Below are 26,400 nucleotides of genomic sequence, written 5' to 3'. Positions count from 1 at the left end.
ACCCTTTAAGTTGCATGAGTATCAATCCCTTATCAAAGTTGTATCAATCTGAGCTAGGTCAAGAGAGTAGGAATTCTCCAAATTTTCTTAGCTTCAAAGGCACGGAAACTCGATCGGAACTCGATCTGAAGAAAATTTGGGACGTAGTGCGGCGGCGGAAAATCTTTGTGGGCACTGTTGCCCTGATTTTGTTTACTGCAACAATGGCATGGTCAACCACTCGGAAGCCCATTTATATGAGTGTGTTCCGATTGTTGATTGAACCGACTAAAACGAATCCTGGACAGCAGCTTGGAGTCGCGCTGAATGAGCAAGTTGCGGGAACCAACTATACAACGCTGACTCAAGTTCTGAGAAGCTCACAGATTCTAGAACCTGCGTTCAAATCGCTGCAAAAAGAGTATCCGTCTCTAACGTATGACCAGTTTCTTAGCAATCTTTCAGTCAATCGATTAAAAGAGACTGAGATTATTGAAGTTAGCTATTTAGACAATGATGCAAATCAGAGTTTATCTGTTGTAGAAAAGCTGGCTGCAACTTATCTGAACTATGGTGAGCAACTGAGAAGCCGCAATTTACAGCAGGGAATTAAATTCGTCGAGAAACAGTTGCCGACTCTGTATAGCCGAGTCAATCAGATTCAGAGCCAGCTTGAATCGTTTCGGGAATCCAATAAGATTGTGAATCCTGAAGATCGTGCTGCCTATTTGATTAGGATGAGTGGAGAGATTGAGGCTGAGCAAAAATCGACTCAAGCGAGACTAGCAGAATCTAGAGCGCTCTATGCGACACTCAGCAAGCAAGTGGGAAGTAGTCCTGAAGTTGCGATCGCATCCTCCGCTCTAAGTGAGTCAAAAACTTTCCAAGCCCTGCGCGAACAGCTTCAACAGTTAGAAACTCAAATTTCAATCAATACCGAACGTCTGACTCCTGATGCGCCTCCAGTCCAAGCTTTGATGAAGCGACGAGACGGTGTGCTTGCTCAGATGCAACTCGAAGCAAAACGAACGCTGAGTACAACTGGAACTCGACAGGCACAGGGTAATTTGAGTGGAACGCTGATCGAGCTAAATCGTCAACTTGTCACAGTGAGCAATGAGATCAAAGCGTTAGAAGCGAGAAACCAATCTTTACTTGGAACGGCTCAGCAACTTCAAGCCAGTTTAACGACGATTCCCTCTTTAGTCCGTCAGAATGTTGATTTACAGCGGGAATTGAAAGTTGCGAATGATAGTCTCGATCGCTTTCTTGCGAATCGCGAAAGTCTGCAAATCGAAGCGGCTCAAAATACTCAACCTTGGCAAATTATCGCCTCTCCCGCTCAACGTCCCGCTCCCGTTTTCCCATCCATTCCTCAAAGTGCGGCTCTTGGATTTGTCGGTAGCTTATTCCTCGGTGTCTTAGCAGGATTGTTAGTAGACAAGCTGGATGATGTGCTCTATTCAGCCGAAGACTTGAAGCAGGATAGTAAATTCCCGCTGCTCAGTGTCATTCCGTTCTACAAGAATCTGAGCGAACTGAGCTTGCCTGCGATGGCATCTCTGCGGAATTTGCCTGCTGCTTCAGAGGGTTCAACTCAATCGGCGCAAACTTTCTCGATCGACTTAAGCGAAGATGCTGCAATCTTCCGCGAAGCGTTCCGCACGTTGAATCTCAGTCTCTCGATGGCGAATTTGCAGAACTCATTGCAGTCGATCGTGGTTGCTTCTGCGCTCGCAAGTGATGGAAAATCCACGGTTGCGCTCAATATGGGACTGGCAGCCGCGACAATGGGGCAGCGCGTTCTAATCGTTGATGCGGACTTGTATCGCTCTAAGCTACATACCTATGCAAGAGTTACCAATGAGCAAGGCTTGAGCCAGTATCTCACTTCGGATGGCTCTGTGCATCACTTAATCCAACAATCGCCAATGGAGCAAAATCTTTTTGTGCTAACGGCTGGAAAACCACAAATGGATGCAAGTCGATTGCTCTCTTCTGCCAAGATGAAGAAACTAATGGAAGAACTGAAAGAGCATTACGATTTGGTGATCTACGATGCGCCACCTGTTCTAGGTTTTTCTGATAGCTTGATTCTGTCTGGTCAAACCGACGGCAGTGTTCTAGTCGTTGGACTTGGAAACACTGGACGAACTGCATTACTTGAATCTTTGCGAGGTCTACAACTTTCTGGTAGTCCGGTTTTGGGAATTGTGGCGAACTGTCTCAAACCTGGAACGCATCTAGCACACAAATACCATGAATACGTGCGGCGGAACTATAACTCGGATGTTGTAGAAACGGTTTAATTCACCTGCGATCGAGGTTTACTTATGCAGCTATCGTCTTCAACGCAGTCTAATATTGTTGGCTATAGTGCCGAAGCTTACCGCCAACGAGAGAATGGCTATTCACCAGAACCGATTCGCGATCGCTTATGGAGCTTGGTCGGTGATCAAGTCGCTGGAACTGTTCTAGATGCAGGTTCAGGCTCTGGAGGTTGGCTCAAACGATTACAACAGCGATCGAGCATTGATAAACTAATCAGCGTTGATATTGTCGATGATGGAGCAAGCCAAATTGAGACAGTTGAATTTCACATCCGTGATCTCTCAACAACAGTGCTACCTTGTGCGGATCAGTCGATCGATTGGATATTCGCGATCGAGGTGATGGAACATTTAGCGAATCCAAGACACTTTGTTCAAGAAGCAAAACGCAGTCTTAAACCGGGTGGAAAGCTTGTGATTACGACTCCTAACAATGATAGTTTGCGATCGCGAATTTCTTTCTTACTTAGGGGCTACTATCCAGCATTTTGTGAGCATGATTACCAGGTTGCAGGTCATATTACGCCAATCCTCGAAGTTGATCTGCAACGCATGGCGACAGAGGCAAAATTTTCTGATATTGGTTTCTTCTATCCTTTGCCCGGTCAAATTCCTGGACTCTCAGTGAAATGGCAATCCCTTTTACCAAAGTTGCAGGGAAAAGCTTGGAGCGATAGTTTATTTGCGATTTTGACCGCTTAGTTTTATTAATTTCAAGCAATGAGAAACCGAGATTTACTAGAGCGATCGAGCCATTTCCCTGTTGCCTCATCTTGGCGACTTTCCCTGCCTCAGTTCTCATGGCTTCATTGTTTTGTGCTAATCCAGTTCTTGTTGCAAATTCTGTTATTGTTCCCGGATGTCTCAGAGTTCAGAATTTTCTTCAGAGCTGGAGCTTTTGCACTGAGTCTGGGATTGTTGTGGAAAGTTCCTAAAACAGGAATCGATCATCCTGCAAAACGATGGGCGATCGCGGTTCTGTGTATTATGGCGCTTCAGCTTTTCTGGCATCCTTATATCAATAGTATTCCAGCAGGGTTAGCACAATGTTTGATGTATCTTGCGATTCTTGCTCCACTGTTTTGGGTCAGTCGCTTAACTCTTACCGATGAAGGATTTCGATGGTTAATCTATCTACTGTGGGGCTTTCACACGCTGAGTTCGATCGTCGGTGTGTTGCAGGTTTACTATCCTGAACTTTTCCAGTTTGCGATTTCCTCGGTGATTGAAGAAGGAAAATTTGGAGGCGATCAGCTAAGAATTACGCTGGCAAATGGAGCTTATATTTATCGTCCATCTGGATTAAGTGATGTTCCGGGAAGTGCAGCAACTTCTGGATTTTATGCGCTACTGCTCGGAACTGGAATGGCATTACAAACTCGAAATTTAATCGTTCGTTTAGTTAGTATTGCGAGTGTTCCGATCGGATTATTTTGTATCTATCTTTCTCAAATACGATCGACTTTGATTGTTTCATTACTCTGTTTATTCATTATTGGTCTGGTTCTACTGCAATTAAAGCGGCTTTGGCAAGTTACAGTCATGTTCGGAATAATGATTGTTCTTGCTGTGGTCACAACGCATTGGGCAGCGGGGGTGGGCGGCGAGATGATGAGCGATCGCTTTCTCACCTTATTAACGGAATCTCCCGATACGGTTATTTATCAAAGCCGAGGTTTGTTTCTCGAAGAAACGATCGTAGAAATCATTCCCAAATATCCCTTTGGTGCAGGGTTAGGACGCTGGGGCATGATGAATGACTATTTTGGCAATAACTATAATCCAATTACGTTTCCGGTTTGGGTCGAAATTCAATGGACAGGCTGGGCGTATGATGGTGGCATTCCTTTACTCATTGCCTATTCGGGAGCAATCATCGCAGCATGTTGTGGAGTTTGGCGGGTGATTAGCGATCGCTTTTCTTCACTCCAACTTTGGGCAGGAATTATCTTTGCGTATAACATGGGTGCGATCGCGATTACTTTTAGCTATCCCTTGTTTATGAGCCAAGCAGGGATGGAGTTTTGGTTGATTAACACTGCACTGTTTGTTGCGCGTCGATCTTACACGGTTCCTTTGAATGAGAAGCAATGAAGCCTTTTTTACTGGTTGCAGGCGATTTTATCAAGACGGGTGGAATGGATCGGGCGAACTATGCGCTGGCGGATTATCTGGTTCGTCAAGGTGCAGAAGTTCACTTAGTCTCGCGCCGAGTTGAACCTGAATTGCAACAGTCTGCAATTTGGCATCGGGTTCCGAAAGTTGCGAACTCAAACTTTCTGAGTGATTTCTTACTCGATCGAGTTGGACAATATTGGGCGCGACAAATTTCACAGCGCGGCGGGCGAGTGTTCGTCAATGGTGGGAACTGCAATTGGGCGGATGTGAACTGGGTGCATTATGTTCATGCTGCTTATCAACCAGAGTCGAAGATCAGTCTGTTACAACGCGCCAAAGTTGCAGTCACACATTCCCATTTTCGACGGACGGAGCAGCGAAATTTACGACGGGCAAAGCTTGTGATTGCTAATTCTGAACGGACGAAAGCGGACTTGGTTGAGTGTAATCTTGCTGCTCAATCTAAGATTCGTTCGATCTACTATGGAATTGATCCTGAAACGTTTTATCCAGCAACAATCGAGGAAGTTCGATCGCTCAGACAACGATTAAATTTACCTTTAGATTGTTCGATCGCTGTTTTTATTGGAGCATTAAGCGATCGACGAAAAGGTTTTGATGTTCTATTTGAGGCTTGGAGACATCTCTGCCAAGATCCAGCTTGGAATGTTCAATTATTCGTGATTGGACAAGGTGCAGAAGTTCCAATCTGGAAGCAGCGATTAAGCGAGACGGGATTAGTCGATCGTATTCAATTTTTAGGATTTCGCTCTGATGTTCCAGATTTACTGCGAGCGTCCGATTGTTTAATTGCTCCAACTCGTTATGAAGCTTATGGTTTGGGAGTTCATGAAGCACTTTGTTGTGGAATTCCAGCGATCGTGACTGAAACAGCGGGAGTAGCAGAACGCTATCCAGCAGCGCTCAGTCGCTTATTGCTATCCGATGGGAGTGATGTGTTCGAGTTGGTGAAAGCAATGTATCATTGGCGGAGTCATCAACAACACTATCAGTTCTTGGTGCAATCTCAAGTTGCGCCTGTGTTGCGAAGCAGAAGTTGGGATCAGATGGCACAGCAGATTGTAGACACGATCGGGACTGTGACAGAGGTAAAGCCTGTACTTATCTAAATGAGAGATTTAATATGAGTGTGAAGCATTACAATGCCTGTCCAGCTTGCGATAGTGGCTCAATTAGGCTTGTAGAATCAGTAGAGACGGCTCGAATTGCTGAAGCATGGTCAAAGATTTCTGCGACTGCCAAAGATGCTCTAAGGACTGAAATTGAGGGAGAAAACATTCCGCATCAGACACAGATCTATCACTGCGATCGCTGTCAGCTTGAGTTTGCAAATCCGATGTATTCTGCGTTGTCAGATTGGTATGCAGAAGTTGAACAGTATGGAATTCGCTGGGAATTTCAGCAATGCTTAGCGGATATTAATCCATCTTCAACCCTGCTTGAGATTGGATGCGGGGAAGGCTATTTTCTTGAACTTGCCATGCAAGCTGGACATCAAACGCTTGGTTTAGACTTTAACCCAAAAGCAATCAAAATCGCGCAGGCGAAAGGATTAAATGCACAGTGTTGGGATTTGAAGAAACTTGGAGCACAGCAGCAGACCTTCGATCGCGTTGCTTTTTTTCACGTTCTCGAACATATTGACGATTTAGACAGCTTTTTTGCTGATTTATCAGCGCTAACAACTAAGGACGCATCGCTGCATTTTTCTTGCCCACACCCCCAACGGTATACCGAGCTAATTGACTATCATCGATTAGGAAAACGAGAGTACTGGGATTATCCACCGCATCATCAAACTCGTTGGGTTCCGAGCGCGATCGAACAATTGCTCAACCGATTGGGCTGGAAGCTAATCAAAACGATGAATGAACCCTTTCACTGGGTTGGTGTTTCCGGTTATTTAGCGAGATTAAAACACGAGCAACAGGGACAGTTATTTGCTGATCTCTCTCCCATTCGACGCAAAACTGCGATTGTGGCTCAGATGATGCAAACGTTGATTCCTTCACGACATTATTCAGGAATTAGTCTGTACTGTGTTGCAGTTCGAGCTTAAGGAGCAGAAAATCATGATCAGAAAGACTATTGCTTGTTCTGCTCCTTACGATTCTGGTGGTCTAGGGCAGCATTTCTCATTCATTGTTGAAGAAGCGCGATCGCAGAACTCTCTTACGGAATATTACACTTCTCGCCCTAAATCAGGCGATGCTTGCGGTCGGCTCGTTCAGATTCCAAATCACAAACGGTTTCTAATGCAGCATTCTCCGATTCGTTACAGTCCGGGATGGCTGCACTATTTTGCAAATGATTGGTTCGATCGAGCGGTTGCTGCTGTGCTTTCTTCGGGTGATGAGTTTGAAACCGCTTGTGCAGGTCAAGCGATTCATTCATTTAATCGCGCTCGTGAATTAGGTTACAGTGTGCTTGCGCTTCAAGCTGATAACAGTCATGTGAACAATGTAATGACACAGCATCTCAAAGCTATCCGAGCTTTTGGAATTGAGCCAAGTTGGTTAAATGAAGCGCAGCGTCGTAAAACGCTACAAGCGTATGAAATGGCTGATGTTATCTATGTTGCTTCAGACTATACCTATCATTCATTTCTCAAGGCTGGAGTTCCAGAAGCAAAGTTGAAGAAGCGCCATTTTACGGTTCATCCTCGATTTGTTCGATCTCTTAAACCGTCTGACGATGGTGTTTTTCGCGTGGTTTACTCTGGTACGTTGACGGTGATGAAAGGTGTTCCAGTGCTGCTCGAAGCGTTTTCTCGACTACGAAGCCCAGATTGTGAATTGGTTTTAGTGGGGAATTCCACGACGCGAGGAATGCGAAAATATCTTGAAGCGTGGAAACAGCGCGATTCTCGGATTCGGATTGCTCCTGGTGATCCGCTACCTCACTTACAGCGTGCCAGTGTCTATGTTCATCCTTCTTACGAAGATGGATTTGCGTATGCACCCATGGAAGCTTTAGCTTGTGGAGTACCTGTGATTGTGACTGAAACTACAGGAATGAAAGAACATATTCAGTCTGGCATCAATGGTTTTGTGATTCCTACTGGCGATTGGGAAGCACTGTTGGATCACTTACGCAACTTTGAACGATCGCCATTATCTGTATGAGCACTGCGCTGTATGAGGAAGTTTCACAATGATTATCGGACACTACATTCCCCATCTTGCGGCACACGGAGGTGCAGAAGTTTATTTACAGCGCATTGCTATTGCCCAGAAGAAATTAGGACATACCGTTCACTATTTCTCTAGATATGATACGATTGCCAGCTTGAATGGAATTCCAATTCATTCTGTGAAAACAGATGCAGAACTCTATCAAGCGGCAATGCGGCTGAAGATTGATCTTCTACATCTGCATAGTGAGGTAAGCTTACTGCCCCCTGAGAATTTAACCGTTTTGAGAACCGTTCAAGGACATCAGCCGTACTGTCCAAGCGGCAGTAAATTCTTAGCACGATCGACTTGTCCTTGCAATCGGGCTTACAGTGTAACAGGTTGCCTTTGGGGGCATTTTGTCGATCGCTGCGGTAGTATTCGACCTGAAGCCTTGTTGCGTGGATTTGAATCGACTCGGAATGAGCAAAAAGTACTTTCCAAAGTGCCAACGCTTGCGAATAGTGCCTTTGTTAGAGAGCGGATGATTGCTTCTGGGTATTCAGAGCAACTGATTCAAACACTCTATCTCGCTGTTCCTGATGTGGTGGCTACTACTGCACCTCCTCAACATGAGATTCCTAGATTTCTGTTCCTGGGACGGTTGACAACTGCGAAAGGCGTGAGTTGGTTGATTAAAGCACTCGCACAAGTTCCTGTCCCAGTTCACCTTGATATTGCAGGAGATGGAGACCAACTGAAACAGCTACAAGCTCTAGTGCAGCAACTCGGAATCGTCGATCGCGTGACATTTCACGGGTGGGTAACTTCTGAAACGGTTTATGAATTGATTCAGTCCTCAAGAGCGCTGATTTTTCCGTCTCTCTGGCATGAACCTGCTGGAATGGTTGCTTATGAAGCGTTGATTAACGCCAGAGCCACGATCGCTTCGCGAGTGGGTGGAATTCCCGAAGGCGTAATCGATGGGGTGAATGGGTTGCTGGTTGAACCCAATGATATATCTGGACTGGCGCATCAAATCGAACGATTAGCCAAGGATTGGTCGTTAGCAAAACAGTACGGGGAAGCAGGACGCGACTTCGCGATCGAAACTTTTGGCATCGAACATCACATGAAGCGATTGATGCAAATCTATCAGCAACACCTTGTTAAGTGCGATGCTGTGCAAGCTTTAATCTCTAATCGACCATGACTCGCACCAAACGCTCGATCGCTAATTTTTTATCGTTGTTAGTTCTTCAAGCAACTACGATCGCGATCGGTTTGTTTAGTACACCGCTTTTGCTGCAATGGTTAGGCGATGAGCGCTTTGGAGCGTTTCGGGCTGCAACAGACCTTCTGGGTTACTTGTGGTTATTTGATCTGGGAATTGGCGGAGCGCTCTGTGCCTTGTTGGTGCCAGCAATTCAGCGTTCAGAACCGCGTGAGTTGGGTGCAGTAATCGCGATCGGGATTCGAGCTTACTTAAAAGTCTTGGCTGTGATGACGCTCGGTGGGATCGGATTAGGACTCTTGGTTTCGCGGATTGTTTCTGTCGAGGGCGTAATTGCAACCGAACTCCAGATTGGGTTCTGTGTGAATCTGTTGTGTCTACTGCTGATTCCGCTCAATGTGTTTCAGCTTTTGATGGATGCTGAGCAAAGAGGGTACTTCAAGAACATTGCTCTTTTGATTCAGAGCGTGCTGACTTCTGGCGGATTGCTCTGGTTTGCCTGGTTAGGGTTTGGAATTCCAGGTCAGTTCTTTGCGATTTTGCTGGGTAACTTCTGTTTTAGTGCGCTAATCACTTGGAAGAGTCTTCAGCGTTATCCAAGTTTAATTCCGTTGATTTTACGTCCTCCTCAAGAACACGCCCCATCGATTCAGCAGCGACTCTGGCAACTGAATACACCAGGATTGATTTTTCATCTTGCGGCTCGGATTGGATTGCTCAGCGACAATCTCTTTATTTCATTCTTTTTAGGACCTGCGGCGGTGGTTCCTTTTCTGATCACTCAGCGGCTTGCAATCCTGGCGCAGACTCAGCTTGAGAGCGTTACGGTGGCAACCTGGGCGGCACTGGCTGATCTGAAAGCTCAAGGCGATGATCAAACGTTTAATGCGCGATTAGTGGACTTGACTCGATTGTTGATGGTGATGGGATTAACGATCGTCATTCCAATCCTGGCGTATAACATTCATTTTGTGGCGCTATGGGTTGGAGTGGAGCGATTTGCAGGATGGGCGGTTACTGCTCTGATGGCTTGGAACATCACCATTCGAGGAGTGTTTCATCTGTGGAAATGGTGTTTTATCGGAACTGGACTTGCGAACCGGTTAGTAAAACTCTCGATCGTGGATACGATCGTCAATGTTGGAGTGAGTTTGGTTGCAACACAGCGGTTTGGGCTTGTGGGTCCTCTGCTAGGCACGTTTGTAAGCGGTGTGGGACTTTACTCTTGGTGGATGCCACGGTTGCTTAAACAAAACTTTGGCACACAACCTGTGCAATTGTATGCTGTGATCGCACGTCCTTTGTTTGTTGGTATTCCTTATAGTGCGATCGCGATTTGGATCAGCACGCATCATACGCCCCTGGGTTGGATCGGTTTGGCTATTGAAATGCTGATTACAGCGGGATTGTATCTTGTTGCTGCGTGGTACCTCGTATTCAGTTTGCACGATCGATTGATCTGGCGGCAGCGCTTACTGGGATTTTTGCCCAAGCGCAAGATCAAACAAACGATTCCTTAGCAAATCCCAATTCCTGCAAACTCTGAGCCAGGGAATGAGTGTGGCAACGCAGGGAGTGTGCTTGATACCATTGATGTGCCGCAGTAGCGATCGTTTCAGGTGAAGTTGCAGACTGTTGAATCAAAATATAGTGTTGATTCAGGCTTAATCCATCTTGATCGGGCATCGGGTCTGAGAGAACAATTGGAAGAACACCATGTGAACAATAAGCGGCAAAAATGCCCGACTTTGCTAGATAGTCTGTTGGATAGCTGACGACTCCAGCGATCGCATTGTTCAACACCTGTCTAATCTGTTCTGCCGTTTGGACTCCCAATGATCGAATTGGAATCGTGCCTAGCGGATTGAGTTCGATGCTTAGCGGTTTCCCAATATCAATGATGGTTTCAATTTGAAGGGCATGACAAAGTTGCTCTAGATGAAAGCGCGATCGCTGATAGATTTGCTGTCGCGAATTTAAACTACCGAAGATTACTAAGTTACGCGATCGAGCATTAAATGATTTTGGATTTGAGCACTCTCCAATGTTTGAGAAAACAGGCATCACGATCGCGTGTTTCTGACTAAAACTGCGAATTTTCTCAGCATACAATTGGCGATTGGTGAAGGTTCGATCGCTCAATCGCATCAGATCGATCGCGAGATGCTTTTGAAGATGCCGTGTGAGTATTGCACTACTAAAAAGAGGTCGAGTTGCATAGAGTTCGTGAAACATTGTGACTAATGTTCCGCCTCTTTGACACCAGTGTTTGATTGCTTTCACTAACCATACGGGGCAACCTCGATTTGCATAGCCATGTCCAGCATATTGCAATAAAACGGTTGCAGGTGGAGTTGGAAGCAATCTCAGTAAGGCTTCTTGCGATCGCGCTTTTACAGTTGTAACTTGGAAAAAATCGCCTTGCGTCTCGCCTTGCCAATCAGGTGTTCCCACAATAAAACGGGTTTTCCAACCAAAGTCTTGATAAAGCTGTCTTGCTAAAAGAAATCCATAATCTCCAATTCCATCGATCGAGGGCGGGAGCTTTGGCACGATTATTACTAGTGTGGTTTGGTCTTGCATCAGTCAGAGGCTTCCAGTTGTTCTGCTGTTTTACTCGAAATCTTGCAAAAAGTCAGTAATTGTTCTTGAGTTGGGCGATCGTTTCGAGTAGATTCCGTGATTTTACGCTGGGTGGAATTGCAGAAGCAGTAGATAGTTCTACTGGCTGAGACCGTAATTTCAGCAGGACTCCAATTCGATCGAGATGTTTTTATGAAGTTCTCCCGTAAGCTTCTGACTATTGGACATTCCTACATTGTTCCGTTGAATCGTCGTCTTGCAAATGAAATGTCTCGCATTTCGCAGTGGGAGATTACGGTAGTTTCACCTTCTGCTTTGAAAGGTGATTTACGTCCTTTGAAGCTTGAGATCAATGCTCACGATCGCGCAACGGTTGAAGGGGTTCCGGTTCGATTCGATCGTGTTCCTCAGTTGATGATTTACGGCGATCGACTGCGTGAAATTCTGCGCCAAAACTGGGATTTAGTGCATTGTTGGGAAGAACCTTATGTGCTATCAGGTGGACAAGTGGCTTGGTACACTCCTAAGCATGTCCCGCTTGTGTACTTCACAGCGCAGAACAATTCTAAGGACTACCCGCTTCCATTTAACTGGATTGAAACTCAAACAATGCAGCGTTCATCGGGTTGGATTGCAGCAGGTCAACTGGTGGCAAATGCACTCAAACATCGTAAAGGCTACGATCGACCGATGCGAATGATTCCTCATGGAGTAGATGTAGATTGTTTTTGCCCCAATTCTAAAGCTCGACAAGCGATTCACCAACAGTTGGAATGGGATCAGATGAATGTCCCAGTGATTGGTTTTTTAGGGCGATTTGTTCCAGAAAAAGGTCTATCTTTGTTGATGCAAGTTCTCGATCGCATCAATCAGCCGTGGCGAGCTTTGTTTGTGGGAACAGGAGCAATGGAAGCAGATCTGCGATCGTGGTCGAAACAATATGGCGATCAGGTTCGGATCTGTACAACAGTGACTCATGATCAAGTTCCAGACTATCTGAATGCAATGGATCTGCTCTGTGCGCCAAGTCAGACCACGCGAGGCTGGCGCGAACAGTTTGGACGAATGTTAATCGAAGCGTTTGCTTGTGGGGTGCCTGTGATCGGGAGTGATAGCGGTGAAATTCCGTATGTGATTGCAGATGCGGGAATTGTAGTATCAGAGCAAGATGAACAGGCTTGGATTCAAGCGATTTCGCTGTTACTTGAGGATTCGGAGCAGCGCCACGAACTTGCCCAAAGAGGACTTGATCGTGCTCATTCGGTTTATCAATGGTCCGCGATCGCGAAACAGCACTTAGAGTTCTTTGATGCAATTTTGGCACAGCATAGTCAACGGTTGGAAGTAGTTTAACTCTAACGCAATCATTTTGAGGAGAATGCTGCATGGTTAGCTTAATAGAGTCTGAAAAATCTAACCTTGAACTTTGGGTAAAACGAATTTTCGTAGAAGGTAGTCTGTATCTAACGAATCATCTAATTAATCGCATTCCTTCTCATCGGTTTCGATTGTTTTGTTATCGTCGTTTGCTGAATTTTGGAATTGGTCAGGGTAGCTTTATTTTCATGGGAACCTGGTTCGATGCACGAAACGGCTTTACGATGGCTGATCATTCCGTGATTAATCAGAATTGCCGAATTGATACACGAGGTGGCATCACGATCGGTAAAAATGTCTCAATCTCAGCCGAAGTTTGCATCCTAACTGCTGATCACGATCTACAGTGCGCGAATTTCTCTGGTCAAGAACGCTCAGTGATGATTGAGGACTATGTTTTTATCGGGACGAGAGCCATGATTTTGCCGGGTGTAACGTTGGGAAAAGGCTGTGCAGTTGCGGCTGGAGCGATCGTCACTCGGAATGTTCCACCCTTCACGATCGTGGCAGGCTGTCCAGCAAAACCCATTGGTGTTCGACCTTCAAGCTTAAATTACACGATTCACTACGATCGATTATTTGCTTAATTATTTTGCGATTAAAGATGCGAACGGCTCTGATTTGTGACTACCAAGAAGAACAGTGGCACAGTATGGACTTGTGTGCTGAGATGTTGTTGAAGAATTGGCAAACTGATTTGTATGAAGTTCGCCCATCTTTTCAGCATCGCCTGACTCGATCTCCGAGATTTGGAACTCGTAAAACTGCTTTTAATGTCGATCGATTACTAAACCGCTTTTGGGACTATCCCAATTATCTGAAAAAGATTTCGGCTCAGTTCGATGTGTTTCATGTTTGTGATCATACCTATGCTCAGTTAGTGCATGAGTTGCCCGCGAATCGAACGGGTGTGTTTTGTCATGATATTGATGCGTTTCGATCGCTAATTACACCCGAACAAGAACCGCGCCCTCGTTGGTATCGAGCAATGTCTCAACGAATCTTAGAGGGATTACAGAAAGCAGCGATCGTCTTTTATTCGACTCAAACTGTTCGGCAACAATTGGAGCATTATCAATTAGTTGATTCTGATCGCTTAGTTCATGCACCTTATGGAATTTCGCATGAGTTCTCAATCGAGAGTCATACAGCATCGATAGTTCAATCCCCGTTTATTCTTCATGTTGGAAGTTGTATTCCACGTAAGCGGATTGATGTATTACTGGATGTATTTGTAGAACTGAGTCGCTCTCATCCTGAACTAAAGCTTGTGAAAGTCAGTGGAGAGTGGACAGAGGAGCAAAATCAGCAACTCGATCGATTAAATATCAGATCGAAAATTGTTCATTTGCGGAATCTTCCAACTTCTACGATCGCTGAACTCTATCGTCAAGCTGAAGTGGTGTTATTGACCAGTGAAGCGGAAGGATTTGGATTGCCGTTGATTGAATCGTTAGCGTGTGGCGCGATCGCGGTTGTGAGTGATCTTCCTGTGTTTCGGGAAGTTGCTCAAGATGCAGCAATCTATTGCCCGGTGGGCGATATTGCGGCTTGGGTGAATGCGATCGAGACTGTTCTAAATGATCCGAATCAAGCACCAGATCGATCGAAACGATTGAAACAAGCTAGTCAATATTCTTGGCAAAAACACGCTGACATTATTCGACAAGCTTATCTTCAGCTTGGAGCTTAGAACATGAGACTTTTATTTTTTAATGCAGTGGGCGCGATCGGAGGAGCAGAGCGAGTATTGCTCACGATGATTGAGAGCTTGCAGGAATTTGATTTAGAGATTTTTTTAATTGTTGGAACATCAGGAGAACTGATCGAAGCAGCGGAAAAGTTAGGTGTAACAGTAATCTGTTTAGCTCTACCGCAGTCGATCAATCGGTTTGGAGATAGTGGAGTACGATCGCGCTTCTCAAAGTTCAAACTCTTGCTCAAAGCAGGATTGTTACTACCGGAATTTTTGAGCTATTTGAAACAATTGCGTCGAATGATCCAGCGCATTCAACCAGACTTAATTCACTCGAATAGTATCAAGACGCATCTTTTACTGGCTGCACTTCGGACTGTTCGGATTCCGATCGTATGGCATATTCATGATTTTTATCAGTCTCGTTCTTTGGTAGCGCGGATTTTACAGTGGGCGCAATCCTCGGCGACTTGTGCGATCGCGGTTTCCAATTCTGTTGCAAAAGACGCAAGACAGTTACTACCTAACTTGCCAATTCAGGTTATCTATAATGCAGTGCCGATTCCTATAATTCGCTCAATTCGCAATCCAATCGTTCAAATTGGTCTAGTCGCGACCTTTGCACGTTGGAAAGGACATGATGTATTTTTGCAAGCCGCTTCAAAGGTGGTAGCTGAACTTCCTCATGCTCCAATTCAGTTTTTGATCATTGGTGCGCCAATCTACAAAACACAGGGATCACAGTTCTCAATGGCAGAACTTCAAGCTGAAGTCCAACGATTGAAGCTCGATCGATATATTCAATTTCTCGGTTTCCAATCCGATACAACAGCTATCTATCAATCTTTAGACATCGTAGTTCATGCAAGTACTCAACCCGAACCGTTTGGATTAGTGATAGCAGAGGCAATGTCATTTGGAAAAGCGGTGATTGTTTCAAATGCGGGAGGTGCAGCGGAATTGGTTGTACATAATGAGAATGCGATCGCGGTTCCTTCCAATGATGTTCAAGCGCTTGCACAAGCAATGATTCAATTGATTCAATGTCCAGAACAACGATCGATGTTAGGACGGAATGCCCGAAGAACTGCGATCGAGCAATTCAACACTGAGCGATTTGGAACTGAACTTTGGCAGATTTATAGAAACTTTGACATTCGATCGACTGCTTCCACTAAAATCTCCGGTTCATGTACCAGTGCAAATCGAACATAACCTTCGCCTGATTTACCAAATCCTGCACCCGGAGAAACTGCAACACCTGTCGCTTCTACAAGCTTGATAGCAAAATTAATTGAATCATTGCTCCAAGCCTCCGGTAACTTTGCCCAAACATACATTGCTGCTTCAGGAGTTGGAACTTTCCAGCCGATTTGATGTAATCGATCGACAAATACATCCCGTCTATGCCGATAGATTTCCACTGCTTTTTGCACACTTGATTGATCGCCTGTAAGTGCTGCGATCGCACCGTTCAAAATACCGCGATATTGATTGAAATCGACCGCAGCTTTGATTTGTCTCAATGCGCGAATTAGCTCTGCATTCCCGATCGCGTATCCCACTCGAAAGCCGCCCATTTTGTAAGACTTCGAGAACGTGAAAAACTCGATCGATACCTTTTTCTCTGGATCAGCTTGCAACACTGAAGGCATAGGTTCTGAACCGAGATAGAAATCAGCGTAGGGAAAATCGTGAACTAATACTAGATCGTGAGCTTGGCAGAATTCAACCGCTTTTTTGAAAAAAGATAAAGGCGCGATCGCAGTTGTGGGATTATGCGGATAGCTCAACACCATCATGCGAGACTGGGCGAGAACGGCTTCGGGAATCTCCTCAAACACTGGAAGAAAGCCATTCTCAGCCCGGAGCGGCATCGGATAGATTTGCCCACTCGCTAAATAAACGCCACCCGCATGAGACGGATAGCCCGGATCAAGCAACAATGCAAAATCACCCGGATTCAACACTGCTAAAGGTAAATGTGCTGTGCCTTCTTGTGATCCGATTAGCGGTAGCACTTCAGTTTCGGGATCAACCGTCACCCCAAACTTATCGGTATACCAACGAGCTGCCGCTTGCCGAAACGCTTTCGTGCCATGAAACAACAGATACCCATGCGTTGAGGGATCATGCAGTGATTGTTCGATCGCTTCAATCACGTGCGGTTCTGTGGGCAAATCTGATGATCCCAGCGACAAATCAATGATGTCTTGTCCCGATGCGATCGCTTTCGATTTTGCACGATCCATATCCGCAAACACATTCACTTGAAGCGGCTCTAAGCGTTTGGCAAACTGCATATTATTCCTCAAGCTGTGACTAAGTTCTCGTTCAAAAAGGCTTCAAGTTTTTGTCTGGTCATCACTCCTTCTGCCGACTGAACGATTTCGCCGTTTTTAATTAATCGAAAGGCAGGCACTCCTTCAACCTGGAATTTTGCGACACTTTCTGGATTCGGATCGACTTCCATTTTTACGACTTTTAATCGATCGGCGTAATTGGTTGCGATCGCATCCATGACAGGCGGCAACAACCGACAAGGACCGCACCACGTTGCCCAAAAATAAACCAAAACAGGCTGAGTCGCGTTCATCACCTCAGTTTCAAACTCTGCGTCTCCAATCACAAGAACGCTACTCATAATTGATTCTCAAAATAACGGCTTTCTGATTTTAAAGCCCTTCGCTCCCTCTGTGGATCTGCCATACTGAAACAGAAGGGATTGGATCGCGCTTATGTTCGGAACATTTCAGCAAAGTAGCCTCCGCATTGAGGTTGAAGCCACAGAGGAAACGCTGGCAAAAAATCTGACTCAGGTAAAAGAATTGCAAAACTGGCTCTGGTTTGAGCGGTTCTCTGTGGGCATTTCCGATACGCTTGCCCCCGGAACCAAACTGACGGGTCGGATCGGACTGATCACGATTCAGCACGAGGTGGAACTAACCGAACCGAATCGAATTCGCTTTCTCCTGAGTCAAGGCATTGACGGCTTCCACGAATGGGCATGGGGCAACGGTTGGGTACAATCTCGCATCGAAGGCGTTTCATTACTGCCAATTAGTCTTGGTCAAACGGCAACGCTATTGAGTTTGAAGCAATATCTGAGAAATCAAAACTAAGAGAATGTTTAGGAAGTGTCGCTCATCGCACTGCTCCGCCCTGGAATGAATTCGGGGCTAACAGCACAAAGTCCACTGAAGGGGACTAAGAGGCGATTTCAGCTTCTTCAGTCCGTTGAAACGGACTTCGCACTGGTAGCCCCGAATTCATTCCGGGGCGAACTCGACCGCAGCGAGAAAACCTTCATACTTCCCCTTTCATAATCTTTCGGAGATCTTGTGACTAAGATTCTCTTCATACGGTTTTCCGATCTTTCCGTTCTTTAGCACTCTGCTCCAGTGAGTGCTAAATTTCTAGGTGGAGAACTGGCTAAAACTTATGGCGAAGATTGTTGTCTTTGATGAAGCGTCCCGGCAGGCACTCGAACGCGGCGTGAATGCACTTGCAGACGCGGTACGTGTCACGCTAGGTCCGCGTGGTCGAAATGTACTGCTCGAAAAGAAATTTGGCGCACCTCAGATTGTGAATGACGGGGTGACGATCGCAAAAGAAATCGAACTCGAAGATCCGCTGGAAAATACCGGAGCTTCCTTAATTCGCGAAGTCGCTTCCAAGACGAAAGATTTGGCAGGAGACGGAACCACGACCGCGACGGTTCTTGCTCAAGCGATGATTAGAGAAGGATTGAAAAACGTTGCAGCCGGAACGAATCCAATCAGCTTGCGGCGCGGAATGGATAAAGCGATCGCGAAACTCGTAACTGAAATCCAAGCCGCCGCGAAACCCGTTGAAGGAACCGAAATCGCTCAAGTCGCAACCGTTTCGGCTGGAAACGATGATGAAGTTGGCAAAATGATCCAGTTCGCAATGGATCAAGTCGGTCGCGATGGCGTGATCACGGTTGAAGAATCGAAATCTTTGGCGACGGAACTGGAAGTCGTGGAAGGAATGGAACTCGATCGCGGTTATCTTTCGCCCTATTTTGTCACCGATACCGAGCGTCTGATTGTCGAATACGAAAACGTTGCGGTTTTACTTTGCGATAAGAAAATCGGTTCGATTCAAGAATTGGTTCCGGTGCTGGAACGAGTGGCACGTGCAGGTCAACCGCTCTTAATTATTGCGGAAGATGTTGAAGGTGAAGCACTGGCGACTCTGGTTGTGAACCGTTTGCGCGGTGTGTTGAATGCAGTCGCGATCAAAGCTCCTGGATTTGGCGATCGACGTAAACAAATGCTGCAAGATATTGCCGTTCTCACCGATGGACAGGTGATCTCTGAAGAGATTGGTCTGAGCTTAGATGCGGTTTCGGCTGATATGTTGGGACTGGCTCGGAAGATTATTGTGACCAAGGATTCGACGACGATCGTGTCTGACAATGCCAACAGCGAAAACGTGAAGAAGCGCGTCGAGCAGTTGCGTCAAGAAGTCGAGCGGAGTGATTCTGAGTACGACAAAGAAAAGATCACCGAACGGATCGCAAAACTGGCTGGCGGAATTGCGGTGATCAAAGTCGGAGCGGCAACTGAAACCGAATTAAAAAATCGCAAACTGCGAATTGAAGATGCTCTGAACGCGACAAAAGCAGCGGTAGCAGAAGGCGTTGTTCCAGGTGGCGGTGTTTCGCTGATTCACTTAGCCTCGAAGCTGGAAGAACTGAAGCCCAGCTTGAACTCGGAAGAGCAAATCGGAGTGGATATCGTGATTCGTGCGATCGATGCTCCATTGCGTCAGATTGCTGACAATGCAGGCGTTGAAGGCTCGGTTGTCGTTGAGAAAGTGCGGGCAATGAGCTTTAACGAAGGCTACAACGCACTCACCAACGAGTATGAGGATCTGTTAGCTGCGGGAATTGTTGATCCGGCGAAAGTTGTGCGATCGGCACTTCAAGACGCAGGCTCGATCGCTGGAATGGTTCTGACAACTGAAGCCCTGGTCGTTGAAAAACCTGAACCGAAGTCCGCTGCGGCTCCCGATATGGGTGGCATGGGCGGAATGGGTGGCATGGGTGGCATGGGTGGTATGGGCGGAATGGGAATGATGTAATCGTCCACCCCGTGTAATTTGGGCAGTCGATCGAGTTGTCGATCGGCTGCTTTTTTCTTACAAATTCAGAACGAAACCAGGTAGAACGTCTTCGCCTGAGAGTTGAACTGGGAACTTCACAATCTCGATCGCTTGTCCCGATCGATAAATTTCCACCTGTTCATTTTGGGGATCAATTAGCCATCCCAATCTCAATCCGCTGTCGAGATATTCCTGCATTTTTTCTTGAAGAGGTTTGAGGCGATCAGTACGCGATCTGAGTTCAATTACAAAATCGGGGCAGATCGGTGGAAATCGTTCTTGCTGTTCTGGCGTGAGTACATTCCAGTGATCGAGCCTCACCCAAGCTGCATCTGGAGAGCGATCTCCACCATTCGGTAAGCTGAAGATTGTTGAGGAGCTAAAGACTTTCCCTAAACCAGTTTGGCGATTCCAGTTGCCTAAATCAATAATGTAGTCAGCTTCACGACTACCGCTTTCTCCTCCAACGGGTGGCACGATAATTAATTCTCCTTTGTGATTTCGTTCCAATGGAACATTCGGATTGGATTGGCACAGTTGATAGAACTGCTCGTCGGTGACGTGAGCGATCGCACTAAGGTCGAGTGTGATGATGGTCATGGCACTAATTCATCCGATATCGCAATACATATCAAGGTTAGAACAAATCACAAGCGTGAAATCCCGACACCTTAAAGGGTGTTTGAGAAGGATAAAAAGCGGCTTTACTTCGTTGCCAGTTCGCCCGGAAATGAATCTCCGGGCTAATGGAAGAAACCCCGCTGAAGCGGGCTAAGAGAGTAATGCTAAGAGAGTAATACGGAGTTCTTAGCCCAGTTTAGTGGGCTTCCCGCGATTAGCCCGGAGATTCATTTCCGGGCGGGTGAATGCGATAAACGATGACTTCTCAAACACCCTCTTAGCTTCGCACCTGCTCTAAAGCTCATCGTGGCACAGACTGATATTTTATGAACATTTTCACTCTGCTCGATCGCAAGATAGAGATTCCAATCCCGAAATTTCTCTCTAATGTCAGACTATTTAAGAATGATGACTGAGTAAAATCGCGCCATCCGATCCTGTCTCATTTAGGTATGGCAAATCAAACCGCGATCGCAGCAACGTTTATCACGATTCTCACTTTGATTGTTCTAATTGGGGCTTACTCGGCGCGTCGGACACAGAACACCACTGATGATTACTTACTCGCCAGCCGGAATGTGAATCCCTGGTTTACGGCTTTAAGTGCAATGTCTACGGGGCAAAGTGGACTGCTGTTTCTAGGACAAGTTGGATTTGCTTACAAAATCGGGATTTCTGCGATTTGGTTAACGATCGGATGGGCGATCGGAGATTACTTGGCTTGGTGGTTGTTCTTCAAACGCTTGAGACAAGTTTCAGAAGCGACTTCGACGGATACGGTTTCTGCTCTGCTCGCTCACAATTCAAAGGGAGGGAGATGGGTTTCGTTTATCTCAGGTTTGATTATTTTGGCATTCTTGGGATCTTATGCGGCTTCGCAGCTTGTGGCGGGCAGTAAAGCGCTCTCGGTTGCATTTGGTTGGGATTATACGATCGGGATTATTTTAGGCGTTGCGATCGTTCTCGTTTATTGCTTTTCGGGTGGGGTTCGAGCGGATATCTGGACAGATGTGGCACAGTCCGTTGTGATGGTTAGTTCGCTGCTGTTGCTGTTTACGGTTGCGATCGTGGCTTGCGGTGGATTTGGTGGACTGTGGAACGGAATGGCAGCGATCGATCCGAAGCTAGTGAATCTCAGTCCAGCGAACTTGCCTTTGGGCTTTTTGCCGTTCTTTATCGGGTGGATTGTGGCGGGTTTTGGAGTTGTGGGACAGCCGCATATTTTGACGCGAGGAATGGCGATCGATTCTCCTGAGAATATACAACTATCGCTCAATATCAAGGCTTTCTTTAGTCTGTTTAACTCGTTTGCGGCGTTGGGTGTGGGAATGGCAGCACGAGTGATTTTGCCAGAAATTATGACTTCGGGTGATCCAGAATTGGCACTGCCGTTTTTGGCACAACATCTTCTGCCAGATGCGTTTGTGGGGTTGATGTTAGCGGGAATTTTTGCAGCAACGATTTCTACAGCGGATTCTCAAATTCTCTGCTGTTCTGCGGCACTGACTCAAGATATGTTTCCACAGTTTGCCAAGTCTTATCGCTGGGTGAAGCTTGGGACATTAACGGTCACTGCGATCGTGTTCAGTATTGCTCTAGTCGGCGATCGAAACGTCTTTTTCTTAGTTACTTTTTCCTGGGCAGCGTTAGCATCCGGATTGGGTCCATTGCTGATTGTGCGGGTGTTGAGACAACCTGTGAATTTAGCGATCGCGCTCACGATGATGGGGGTTGGAATTGGAACCGCTTTGCTGTGGAGTCAGGGCTTGAGGCTATCAAGTATTACGAATGAAGTGCTTCCGGGAATGCTTGCAGGCGGTGTTGCGTATGGGATTTGGAGAGTGTTCGCCCGTCGAGCCGTGTTTGAACATTGAATAATCTAGGAGTATGTTCAAAATTTTGTTCCGCTTCAAGTCTGTCGCTGCGATGTAGTCCGCCCGGCGCTAAACCGACCGGGCTAATGGGAGAAAGGAGGCTGAAGCCCCCTCAGAGCGCGGTTTTAGCCCGCTTCAGCGGGGTTTCCTCAATTAGCCCGGCGGTTTAACGCTGGGCGGGTTCACGGATGAGCGAACACACCAAAATTTACAAACTCCTTGAATCCCTAATCCGCGATCGTCCAAAAATACAGCGTCGTTTCTTCTTCGATGTCGAGTTTGATTGTTTTTTCCGGTTGCCAATCGCCCATATCAAAATCGATCGATACAATTCGCGTTCCCGGTTTAAGCTGCTCAAACAATGCAGGTCGCAATCGTAAATTCAAATGCGGCAACAAATAGAGAACGACGATCGAAGCTTCTTCAAATCGGCTTTCAAATAAATCTGCTTCACGAAACGTCACTCGATCGCTGACTCCTGCCTGTTCTGCCTTCGATCGCGCTTCCTGAATTCGCACCGGATCAATATCGATCCCCACACCCCACACCCCACACCCCACCGCCGCTGTTACCAAAACCTGACCATCTCCACAGCCGAGATCATAAATCACATCGGAGTCCTTCACCTGCAATTCCTTTAGCAGCACCTCGATCGCGAGTTCAGGCATAGGAATAAAGGCAATATCTGGTCTTCGAGACATATTGGCTCTCTTTACAATTGCGGACAAGTTCCTCATCATACTGAAAGGCGATCGCAATTTTGTACACCAAAACGATGGGCGATACGCTTGACTCAACTAGACACGCTTGATTTAAAGTGCTCTTGTCGTGACGGTAAGGCTAAGGGACAGTCAAAAAGATTATGGGCAACTCGGCACAGAAAGAACAACTCAAATCGATCGGCGCTCGGCTTGGCGAAGAACGCCAGAAAAAATCGATTTCGCTCGAAGAAATTGCCGCGAAAACCTACATTCCGCAGCGACTTTTGAGCGCGATCGAAGATGCAAACCTCGATCGACTCCCGGAACCCGTTTTTGTTCAAGGGTTTATTCGCCGTTACGCCGATGCGATCGGGCTAGATGGCACAGCCATGTCCAAAGAATTCACGGTCGATCTCTCGCCACTGCCTGCGAGCACTGCGGCAACGTTGATTTCTTCGACTCCTGAACCGCCTCTGAAGCCTGTGGTGCAAAATACCACGCCGCTTAAATCTGCACAAACCCCAGTGCCACTAAAACCTGTGCAAAACGCTGTCCCACCAAAACCTGTTCAAAACACTGTCCCGCCAAAACCTGCTGCGCCTGTTACACCGCTCCCCACTCCGAAACCGCAAGAGCCTGAACTCGTTCGCGATGAACCGAAGGTAAAACTCAGTGAGCCGAAGTTGACGGGGAATGAATCTTCTCGATTGCCCTTGTTTGCTCTAGGAGGCGCGATCGCATTAGGCGTAATTGGTGTGTTAGCAGCAACCGTCTTTAATCGTCCCGCAGAACGATCGGCTCCCGTAGCGGCAACGGCTCCTCAAGCTCCGAAACCGTCGATCGCTCCCCCCAATTCGACGACTATTCCGAGTGCGACTCAAGCCCCTCCAAACCCTTCTCCCGTAGCTTCTCCGAGTCCGTCTCCAGCGGGTGCAGTTGGTGTGAAGATGAATGTCACCGAGGAGAGCTGGGTGGAAGTTGTCGTCGATGGGACTCCAGCGTTTGAAGGAACCCTGCCCAAAGGGACTCAGCGGACGTGGAGCGGCAAGCAAACGGTTGTCGTCAATGCCGGGAACGCAGGTGGTGTAGCGCTGTCTTATAACAATGCGCCGTTCAAACCAATGGGCGCGGCTGGAGAAGTTTTGAGCGCAAGTTTTCCGCCAAACCCCTAACGTTTAACGGCTCCGTTGGTCGGTTGAGAAATTGCGATCGCTCGATCTAAGTGTTGCGATCGATATTGTCCTGCCAAGTAATGATCGACGTGTTGAAAAACCGCGATCGGGGCAACAGTTCGACAGCTAAAAAACTCAACCGCAACTCGTCCATCTGAAAACACTCGAACCTTTGGAGAGTAATCCTTTGGAGCTTCTGCCCGCCATTGCCAATGAGGAAGGTTTGGAAGTGTATTGATTAAACGATGCTGGCTCCAAGTTGCGAGTCGTCCCATTCTGCCGAATTCGAGCAGTTCACGACGCAGTAAGGAAGCGATCACATAAGACATTGGAGAATGATCGCCCTCGATCGCATCCATGAAATCGGGTAGGGCATTTTCGGGTTTAGGAGGTCGATCGCGACCTTCAGCAATCAGTAATGCTTTTTCCAGATGCGAGGTGGTGCTGAACTGTTCTGGAACTGCCCAAGTTGCTCCCGTCCCATCGTCGCCACTCCGGTACAGATAGCTCACGAGTCGAAATCCTGATTTGAGCTTCAGACCGGGTAATTTCATCAATGCAGTTCCAGGATTGGCTGAACTGATGAACCATTGCCCCTGACAATTTGGCATTTGTAGCGCATCTTCCAAGGAGCCACCGAAGTGAAACAAACTGCCCAAATCTTCGAGTGAAGTCGGGGTTGGGGGTTCTTCTCGATCGATATAAATCTCCGGATGATCTTCCGCTTGTGGAACCAGCAGTGTGGTCTTGAAGTGTTGTCTAATTTTTTGCAGGGCTTCGAGTGGAACTCTTTGGGTAGACATGAGCCAAAAGGGGCGGAATATTTAAATCTGTGCTTCTAAAGTGCCCTTGATTGGGGCTGAAATTCTTACTCCGGTCTTACCGCTTCATAATAGAAACAGTCCTTTATGTTGCCGAGCTATGCCGAGAGATTTGCGCGGATTTATCAGACAGCTTGAAGAACGCGGACAGTTGCGCCGCATCCAAACGCTGGTTGATCCTGACTTAGAGATCGCTGAAATTGCGAATCGGATGTTGCAGCATGGTGGACCTGGATTGCTGTTTGAAAATGTCAAAGGGTCGCCGCATCCCGTGGCAGTGAATCTGATGGGAACGGTGGAACGGGTCTGTTTGGCGATGAATATGGAGTCGCCTTTGGAACTCGAAACGCTGGGGAAAAAGCTGGCGTTGTTGTATCAGCCGCGTCCACCGAAGAAGTTTTCGCAAGCGATCGAGCTAGGGAAAGTTCTTTACGATGTGGTGCAAGCCAAACCTGCTCGTGATTTTCTACCTGCCTGTCAACAGATTGTGTTGAAAGATGATGAGGTGGATCTGACTCAAATTCCGATGCTGCGAGTGTATCCGGGTGATGCGGGTAAGGTGCTGACGCTTGGATTAATGATCACAAAAGATCCAGAAACGAAGATTCCAAATGTCGGCGTGTATCGGTTGCAGTTGCAGTCAAAAAATACGATGACCGTTCAATGGCTTTCGGTGCGGGGGGCAACTCGGCATTTGAGAAAGGCTGCGGAGCGGGGAGAAAAATTAGAAGTTGCGATCGCGCTTGGTGTTGATCCGCTCATTATCATGGCGGCTGCAACTCCCTTACCTGTTGATTTATCTGAATGGCTATTTGCTGGATTGTATGGCGGTGCGGGTGTTCATCTTGCAAAGTGCAAAACTGTAGATTTAGAAGTGCCTGCGGATTCGGAATTTGTTCTAGAAGGCACGATCACGCCTGGAGACACAGAGATCGATGGTCCAGCGGGTGATCACATGGGCTACTACGGCGGCGTGAATGAAAAGGCTCCGATGCTGAAATTTAACTGCATGACGCATCGGAAAAATCCGATTTATCTCACAACGTTTAGCGGTCGTCCCCCAAAAGAAGATGCAATGATGGCGATCGCGCTGAATCGAATCTATACGCCGATTCTGAGACAGCAAGTACCTGAGATTATCGATTTCTTTTTACCGATGGAAGCTTTGAGCTATAAAGCGGCGGTATTGTCGATCGATAAAGCTTATCCCGGTCAAGCCAGACGAGCCGCATTAGCCTTCTGGAGCGCTCTTCCACAGTTTACGTACACCAAGTTTGTAATTGTGGTGGATAAAGACATTAACATTCGCGATCCGAGAGCAGTGGTTTGGGCGATTACTTCAAAGGTTGATCCGGCTCGTGACGTGTTCATCCTGCCTGAGAATCCGTTTGATTCGCTTGATTTTGCTACCGAGAAGCCTGGTTTGGGCAGCCGAATGGGGATTGATGCCACCACGAAGGTTTTCCCAGAGACAGACCGTCCTTGGGCAGATCCGTTGAAGTCTGATCCGGATGTGGCTGCAATGGTCGATCGACGTTGGGCGGAATATGGATTGGCGGATCTTAAGTTAGGGGAAGTTGATCCGAATTTGTTTGGGTATCAGATCGAGAGATAGGAGTGGGGAGTGGGG

General features: G+C 46.9%; 23 protein-coding genes. 17 read left to right on the top strand and 6 right to left on the bottom strand.

Annotated features, from left to right (window positions below):
• Window positions 1-14: 14 nt before the first annotated feature.
• From ACQ4M5_RS12045 to ACQ4M5_RS12010, 8 genes are read left to right on the top strand one after another with little or no spacing between them, the layout of a single operon-like run.
• The gene (locus ACQ4M5_RS12045) at window positions 15-2,288 is read left to right on the top strand and encodes a GumC family protein (protein ID WP_430675858.1); all 2,274 of its coding nucleotides are present in this window, start codon (window positions 15-17) and stop codon (window positions 2,286-2,288) included.
• Between the two features lie 24 nt (window positions 2,289-2,312).
• Window positions 2,313-3,011, top strand: a complete 699-nt coding sequence (locus ACQ4M5_RS12040; RefSeq protein ID WP_430675857.1) for a class I SAM-dependent methyltransferase — start codon at window positions 2,313-2,315, stop codon at window positions 3,009-3,011.
• An 18-nt stretch (window positions 3,012-3,029) separates the two neighbouring features.
• Window positions 3,030-4,403 (top strand): hypothetical protein, encoded by a 1,374-nt coding sequence (locus ACQ4M5_RS12035; protein WP_430675856.1) that lies wholly within the window; start codon window positions 3,030-3,032, stop codon window positions 4,401-4,403.
• The gene (locus ACQ4M5_RS12030) at window positions 4,400-5,557 is read left to right on the top strand and encodes a glycosyltransferase family 4 protein (RefSeq protein WP_430675855.1); all 1,158 of its coding nucleotides are present in this window, start codon (window positions 4,400-4,402) and stop codon (window positions 5,555-5,557) included. The genes ACQ4M5_RS12035 and ACQ4M5_RS12030 overlap by 4 nt, the downstream gene beginning before the upstream one ends.
• Window positions 5,558-5,571: 14 nt before the next feature.
• A complete protein-coding gene (locus tag ACQ4M5_RS12025; protein ID WP_430675854.1) occupies window positions 5,572-6,507 on the top strand; it encodes a class I SAM-dependent methyltransferase in 936 nt (311 codons plus the stop codon).
• Between the two features lie 13 nt (window positions 6,508-6,520).
• Window positions 6,521-7,573: a glycosyltransferase family 4 protein gene (locus ACQ4M5_RS12020; protein ID WP_430675853.1), complete on the top strand. Its 1,053-nt coding sequence runs from the start codon at window positions 6,521-6,523 to the stop codon at window positions 7,571-7,573.
• A 28-nt stretch (window positions 7,574-7,601) separates the two neighbouring features.
• On the top strand, window positions 7,602-8,774 hold the full coding sequence (locus tag ACQ4M5_RS12015; protein ID WP_430675852.1) for a glycosyltransferase family 4 protein: 1,173 nt from the start codon (window positions 7,602-7,604) through the stop codon (window positions 8,772-8,774).
• A complete protein-coding gene (locus ACQ4M5_RS12010; protein ID WP_430675851.1) occupies window positions 8,771-10,315 on the top strand; it encodes a lipopolysaccharide biosynthesis protein in 1,545 nt (514 codons plus the stop codon). Before ACQ4M5_RS12015 ends, ACQ4M5_RS12010 begins: the two co-directional genes overlap by 4 nt.
• Here the strand turns inward: ACQ4M5_RS12010 and ACQ4M5_RS12005 are convergent.
• Window positions 10,296-11,348 (bottom strand): hypothetical protein, encoded by a 1,053-nt coding sequence (locus tag ACQ4M5_RS12005; RefSeq protein WP_430675850.1) that lies wholly within the window; start codon window positions 11,346-11,348, stop codon window positions 10,296-10,298. The two genes, ACQ4M5_RS12010 and ACQ4M5_RS12005, sit on opposite strands and share 20 nt — an antisense overlap.
• Window positions 11,349-11,570: 222 nt before the next feature.
• On the opposite strand from ACQ4M5_RS12005, the gene ACQ4M5_RS12000 reads away from it, so the two are divergent.
• Genes ACQ4M5_RS12000 through ACQ4M5_RS11985 form a run of 4 tightly spaced genes read left to right on the top strand, consistent with a single transcriptional unit; the run spans window position 11,571 to window position 15,666 of the window.
• Window positions 11,571-12,731 (top strand): glycosyltransferase family 4 protein, encoded by a 1,161-nt coding sequence (locus ACQ4M5_RS12000; protein ID WP_430675849.1) that lies wholly within the window; start codon window positions 11,571-11,573, stop codon window positions 12,729-12,731.
• A gap of 32 nt (window positions 12,732-12,763) precedes the next feature.
• Complete coding sequence (locus tag ACQ4M5_RS11995; protein ID WP_430675848.1) at window positions 12,764-13,342, top strand: acyltransferase; 579 nt, start codon at window positions 12,764-12,766, stop codon at window positions 13,340-13,342.
• A 17-nt stretch (window positions 13,343-13,359) separates the two neighbouring features.
• Window positions 13,360-14,448 (top strand): glycosyltransferase family 4 protein, encoded by a 1,089-nt coding sequence (locus ACQ4M5_RS11990; protein ID WP_430675847.1) that lies wholly within the window; start codon window positions 13,360-13,362, stop codon window positions 14,446-14,448.
• 3 nt (window positions 14,449-14,451) lie between these two features.
• Window positions 14,452-15,666, top strand: coding sequence for a glycosyltransferase family 4 protein (locus tag ACQ4M5_RS11985; protein WP_430675846.1), 1,215 nt, complete (start codon window positions 14,452-14,454; stop codon window positions 15,664-15,666).
• On the opposite strand, the gene ACQ4M5_RS11980 is transcribed toward ACQ4M5_RS11985, so the two are convergent.
• Complete coding sequence (locus ACQ4M5_RS11980) at window positions 15,591-16,754, bottom strand: LL-diaminopimelate aminotransferase (protein WP_430675845.1); 1,164 nt, start codon at window positions 16,752-16,754, stop codon at window positions 15,591-15,593. The two genes, ACQ4M5_RS11985 and ACQ4M5_RS11980, sit on opposite strands and share 76 nt — an antisense overlap.
• 8 nt (window positions 16,755-16,762) lie before the next feature.
• Complete coding sequence (locus tag ACQ4M5_RS11975; RefSeq protein WP_430675844.1) at window positions 16,763-17,095, bottom strand: thioredoxin family protein; 333 nt, start codon at window positions 17,093-17,095, stop codon at window positions 16,763-16,765.
• A gap of 94 nt (window positions 17,096-17,189) precedes the next feature.
• Here ACQ4M5_RS11975 and ACQ4M5_RS11970 point away from each other — a divergent pair, with 94 nt between their 5' ends.
• Entirely contained in the window at window positions 17,190-17,573 is a 384-nt protein-coding gene (locus ACQ4M5_RS11970; protein ID WP_430675843.1) for a hypothetical protein, read from the top strand.
• A gap of 319 nt (window positions 17,574-17,892) precedes the next feature.
• Window positions 17,893-19,560: a chaperonin GroEL gene (groL, locus tag ACQ4M5_RS11965; RefSeq protein ID WP_430675842.1), complete on the top strand. Its 1,668-nt coding sequence runs from the start codon at window positions 17,893-17,895 to the stop codon at window positions 19,558-19,560.
• A gap of 57 nt (window positions 19,561-19,617) precedes the next feature.
• On the opposite strand, the gene ACQ4M5_RS11960 is transcribed toward groL, so the two are convergent.
• Entirely contained in the window at window positions 19,618-20,181 is a 564-nt protein-coding gene (locus ACQ4M5_RS11960) for a Uma2 family endonuclease (protein ID WP_430675841.1), read from the bottom strand.
• Between the two features lie 473 nt (window positions 20,182-20,654).
• Between ACQ4M5_RS11960 and ACQ4M5_RS11955 the strand changes: the two genes are divergently transcribed.
• Window positions 20,655-22,076, top strand: coding sequence for a sodium/proline symporter (locus tag ACQ4M5_RS11955; RefSeq protein ID WP_430675840.1), 1,422 nt, complete (start codon window positions 20,655-20,657; stop codon window positions 22,074-22,076).
• A 227-nt stretch (window positions 22,077-22,303) separates the two neighbouring features.
• On the opposite strand, the gene ACQ4M5_RS11950 is transcribed toward ACQ4M5_RS11955, so the two are convergent.
• The gene (locus tag ACQ4M5_RS11950; protein WP_430675839.1) at window positions 22,304-22,777 is read right to left on the bottom strand and encodes an SAM-dependent methyltransferase; all 474 of its coding nucleotides are present in this window, start codon (window positions 22,775-22,777) and stop codon (window positions 22,304-22,306) included.
• Between the two features lie 161 nt (window positions 22,778-22,938).
• Between ACQ4M5_RS11950 and ACQ4M5_RS11945 the strand changes: the two genes are divergently transcribed.
• A complete protein-coding gene (locus ACQ4M5_RS11945; protein WP_430675838.1) occupies window positions 22,939-23,949 on the top strand; it encodes a RodZ domain-containing protein in 1,011 nt (336 codons plus the stop codon).
• Here ACQ4M5_RS11945 and ACQ4M5_RS11940 read toward each other — a convergent pair.
• A complete protein-coding gene (locus ACQ4M5_RS11940; protein ID WP_430675837.1) occupies window positions 23,946-24,752 on the bottom strand; it encodes a hypothetical protein in 807 nt (268 codons plus the stop codon). The genes ACQ4M5_RS11945 and ACQ4M5_RS11940 overlap by 4 nt on opposite strands.
• Window positions 24,753-24,870: 118 nt before the next feature.
• Here ACQ4M5_RS11940 and ACQ4M5_RS11935 point away from each other — a divergent pair, with 118 nt between their 5' ends.
• Window positions 24,871-26,385, top strand: coding sequence for a UbiD family decarboxylase (locus ACQ4M5_RS11935; RefSeq protein ID WP_430675836.1), 1,515 nt, complete (start codon window positions 24,871-24,873; stop codon window positions 26,383-26,385).
• Window positions 26,386-26,400 lie beyond the last annotated feature (15 nt).

The sequence above is a fragment of the Leptolyngbya sp. AN10 genome, from assembly GCF_050565645.1.
In the GTDB taxonomy this organism is placed as follows: domain Bacteria; phylum Cyanobacteriota; class Cyanobacteriia; order Leptolyngbyales; family Leptolyngbyaceae; genus Leptolyngbya.
This window is presented reverse-complemented; position numbering and strand designations above follow the sequence as displayed.

Coding starts and splice junctions, on each gene's coding strand:
- ACQ4M5_RS12010 (WP_430675851.1), top strand. CDS start 8,771: ATGACTCGCACCAAACGCTCGATCGCTAATTTTTTATCGTTGTTAGTT.
- ACQ4M5_RS11975 (WP_430675844.1), bottom strand. CDS start 17,095: ATGAGTAGCGTTCTTGTGATTGGAGACGCAGAGTTTGAAACTGAGGTG.
- ACQ4M5_RS11950 (WP_430675839.1), bottom strand. CDS start 22,777: ATGTCTCGAAGACCAGATATTGCCTTTATTCCTATGCCTGAACTCGCG.
- ACQ4M5_RS12045 (WP_430675858.1), top strand. CDS start 15: ATGAGTATCAATCCCTTATCAAAGTTGTATCAATCTGAGCTAGGTCAA.
- ACQ4M5_RS12040 (WP_430675857.1), top strand. CDS start 2,313: ATGCAGCTATCGTCTTCAACGCAGTCTAATATTGTTGGCTATAGTGCC.
- ACQ4M5_RS11960 (WP_430675841.1), bottom strand. CDS start 20,181: ATGACCATCATCACACTCGACCTTAGTGCGATCGCTCACGTCACCGAC.
- ACQ4M5_RS11945 (WP_430675838.1), top strand. CDS start 22,939: ATGGGCAACTCGGCACAGAAAGAACAACTCAAATCGATCGGCGCTCGG.
- ACQ4M5_RS11955 (WP_430675840.1), top strand. CDS start 20,655: ATGGCAAATCAAACCGCGATCGCAGCAACGTTTATCACGATTCTCACT.
- ACQ4M5_RS11980 (WP_430675845.1), bottom strand. CDS start 16,754: ATGCAGTTTGCCAAACGCTTAGAGCCGCTTCAAGTGAATGTGTTTGCG.
- ACQ4M5_RS11940 (WP_430675837.1), bottom strand. CDS start 24,752: ATGTCTACCCAAAGAGTTCCACTCGAAGCCCTGCAAAAAATTAGACAA.
- ACQ4M5_RS12025 (WP_430675854.1), top strand. CDS start 5,572: ATGAGTGTGAAGCATTACAATGCCTGTCCAGCTTGCGATAGTGGCTCA.
- ACQ4M5_RS12000 (WP_430675849.1), top strand. CDS start 11,571: ATGAAGTTCTCCCGTAAGCTTCTGACTATTGGACATTCCTACATTGTT.
- ACQ4M5_RS11935 (WP_430675836.1), top strand. CDS start 24,871: ATGCCGAGAGATTTGCGCGGATTTATCAGACAGCTTGAAGAACGCGGA.
- ACQ4M5_RS12015 (WP_430675852.1), top strand. CDS start 7,602: ATGATTATCGGACACTACATTCCCCATCTTGCGGCACACGGAGGTGCA.
- groL (WP_430675842.1), top strand. CDS start 17,893: ATGGCGAAGATTGTTGTCTTTGATGAAGCGTCCCGGCAGGCACTCGAA.
- ACQ4M5_RS12030 (WP_430675855.1), top strand. CDS start 4,400: ATGAAGCCTTTTTTACTGGTTGCAGGCGATTTTATCAAGACGGGTGGA.
- ACQ4M5_RS11970 (WP_430675843.1), top strand. CDS start 17,190: ATGTTCGGAACATTTCAGCAAAGTAGCCTCCGCATTGAGGTTGAAGCC.
- ACQ4M5_RS11995 (WP_430675848.1), top strand. CDS start 12,764: ATGGTTAGCTTAATAGAGTCTGAAAAATCTAACCTTGAACTTTGGGTA.
- ACQ4M5_RS12020 (WP_430675853.1), top strand. CDS start 6,521: ATGATCAGAAAGACTATTGCTTGTTCTGCTCCTTACGATTCTGGTGGT.
- ACQ4M5_RS11985 (WP_430675846.1), top strand. CDS start 14,452: ATGAGACTTTTATTTTTTAATGCAGTGGGCGCGATCGGAGGAGCAGAG.
- ACQ4M5_RS12035 (WP_430675856.1), top strand. CDS start 3,030: ATGAGAAACCGAGATTTACTAGAGCGATCGAGCCATTTCCCTGTTGCC.
- ACQ4M5_RS11990 (WP_430675847.1), top strand. CDS start 13,360: ATGCGAACGGCTCTGATTTGTGACTACCAAGAAGAACAGTGGCACAGT.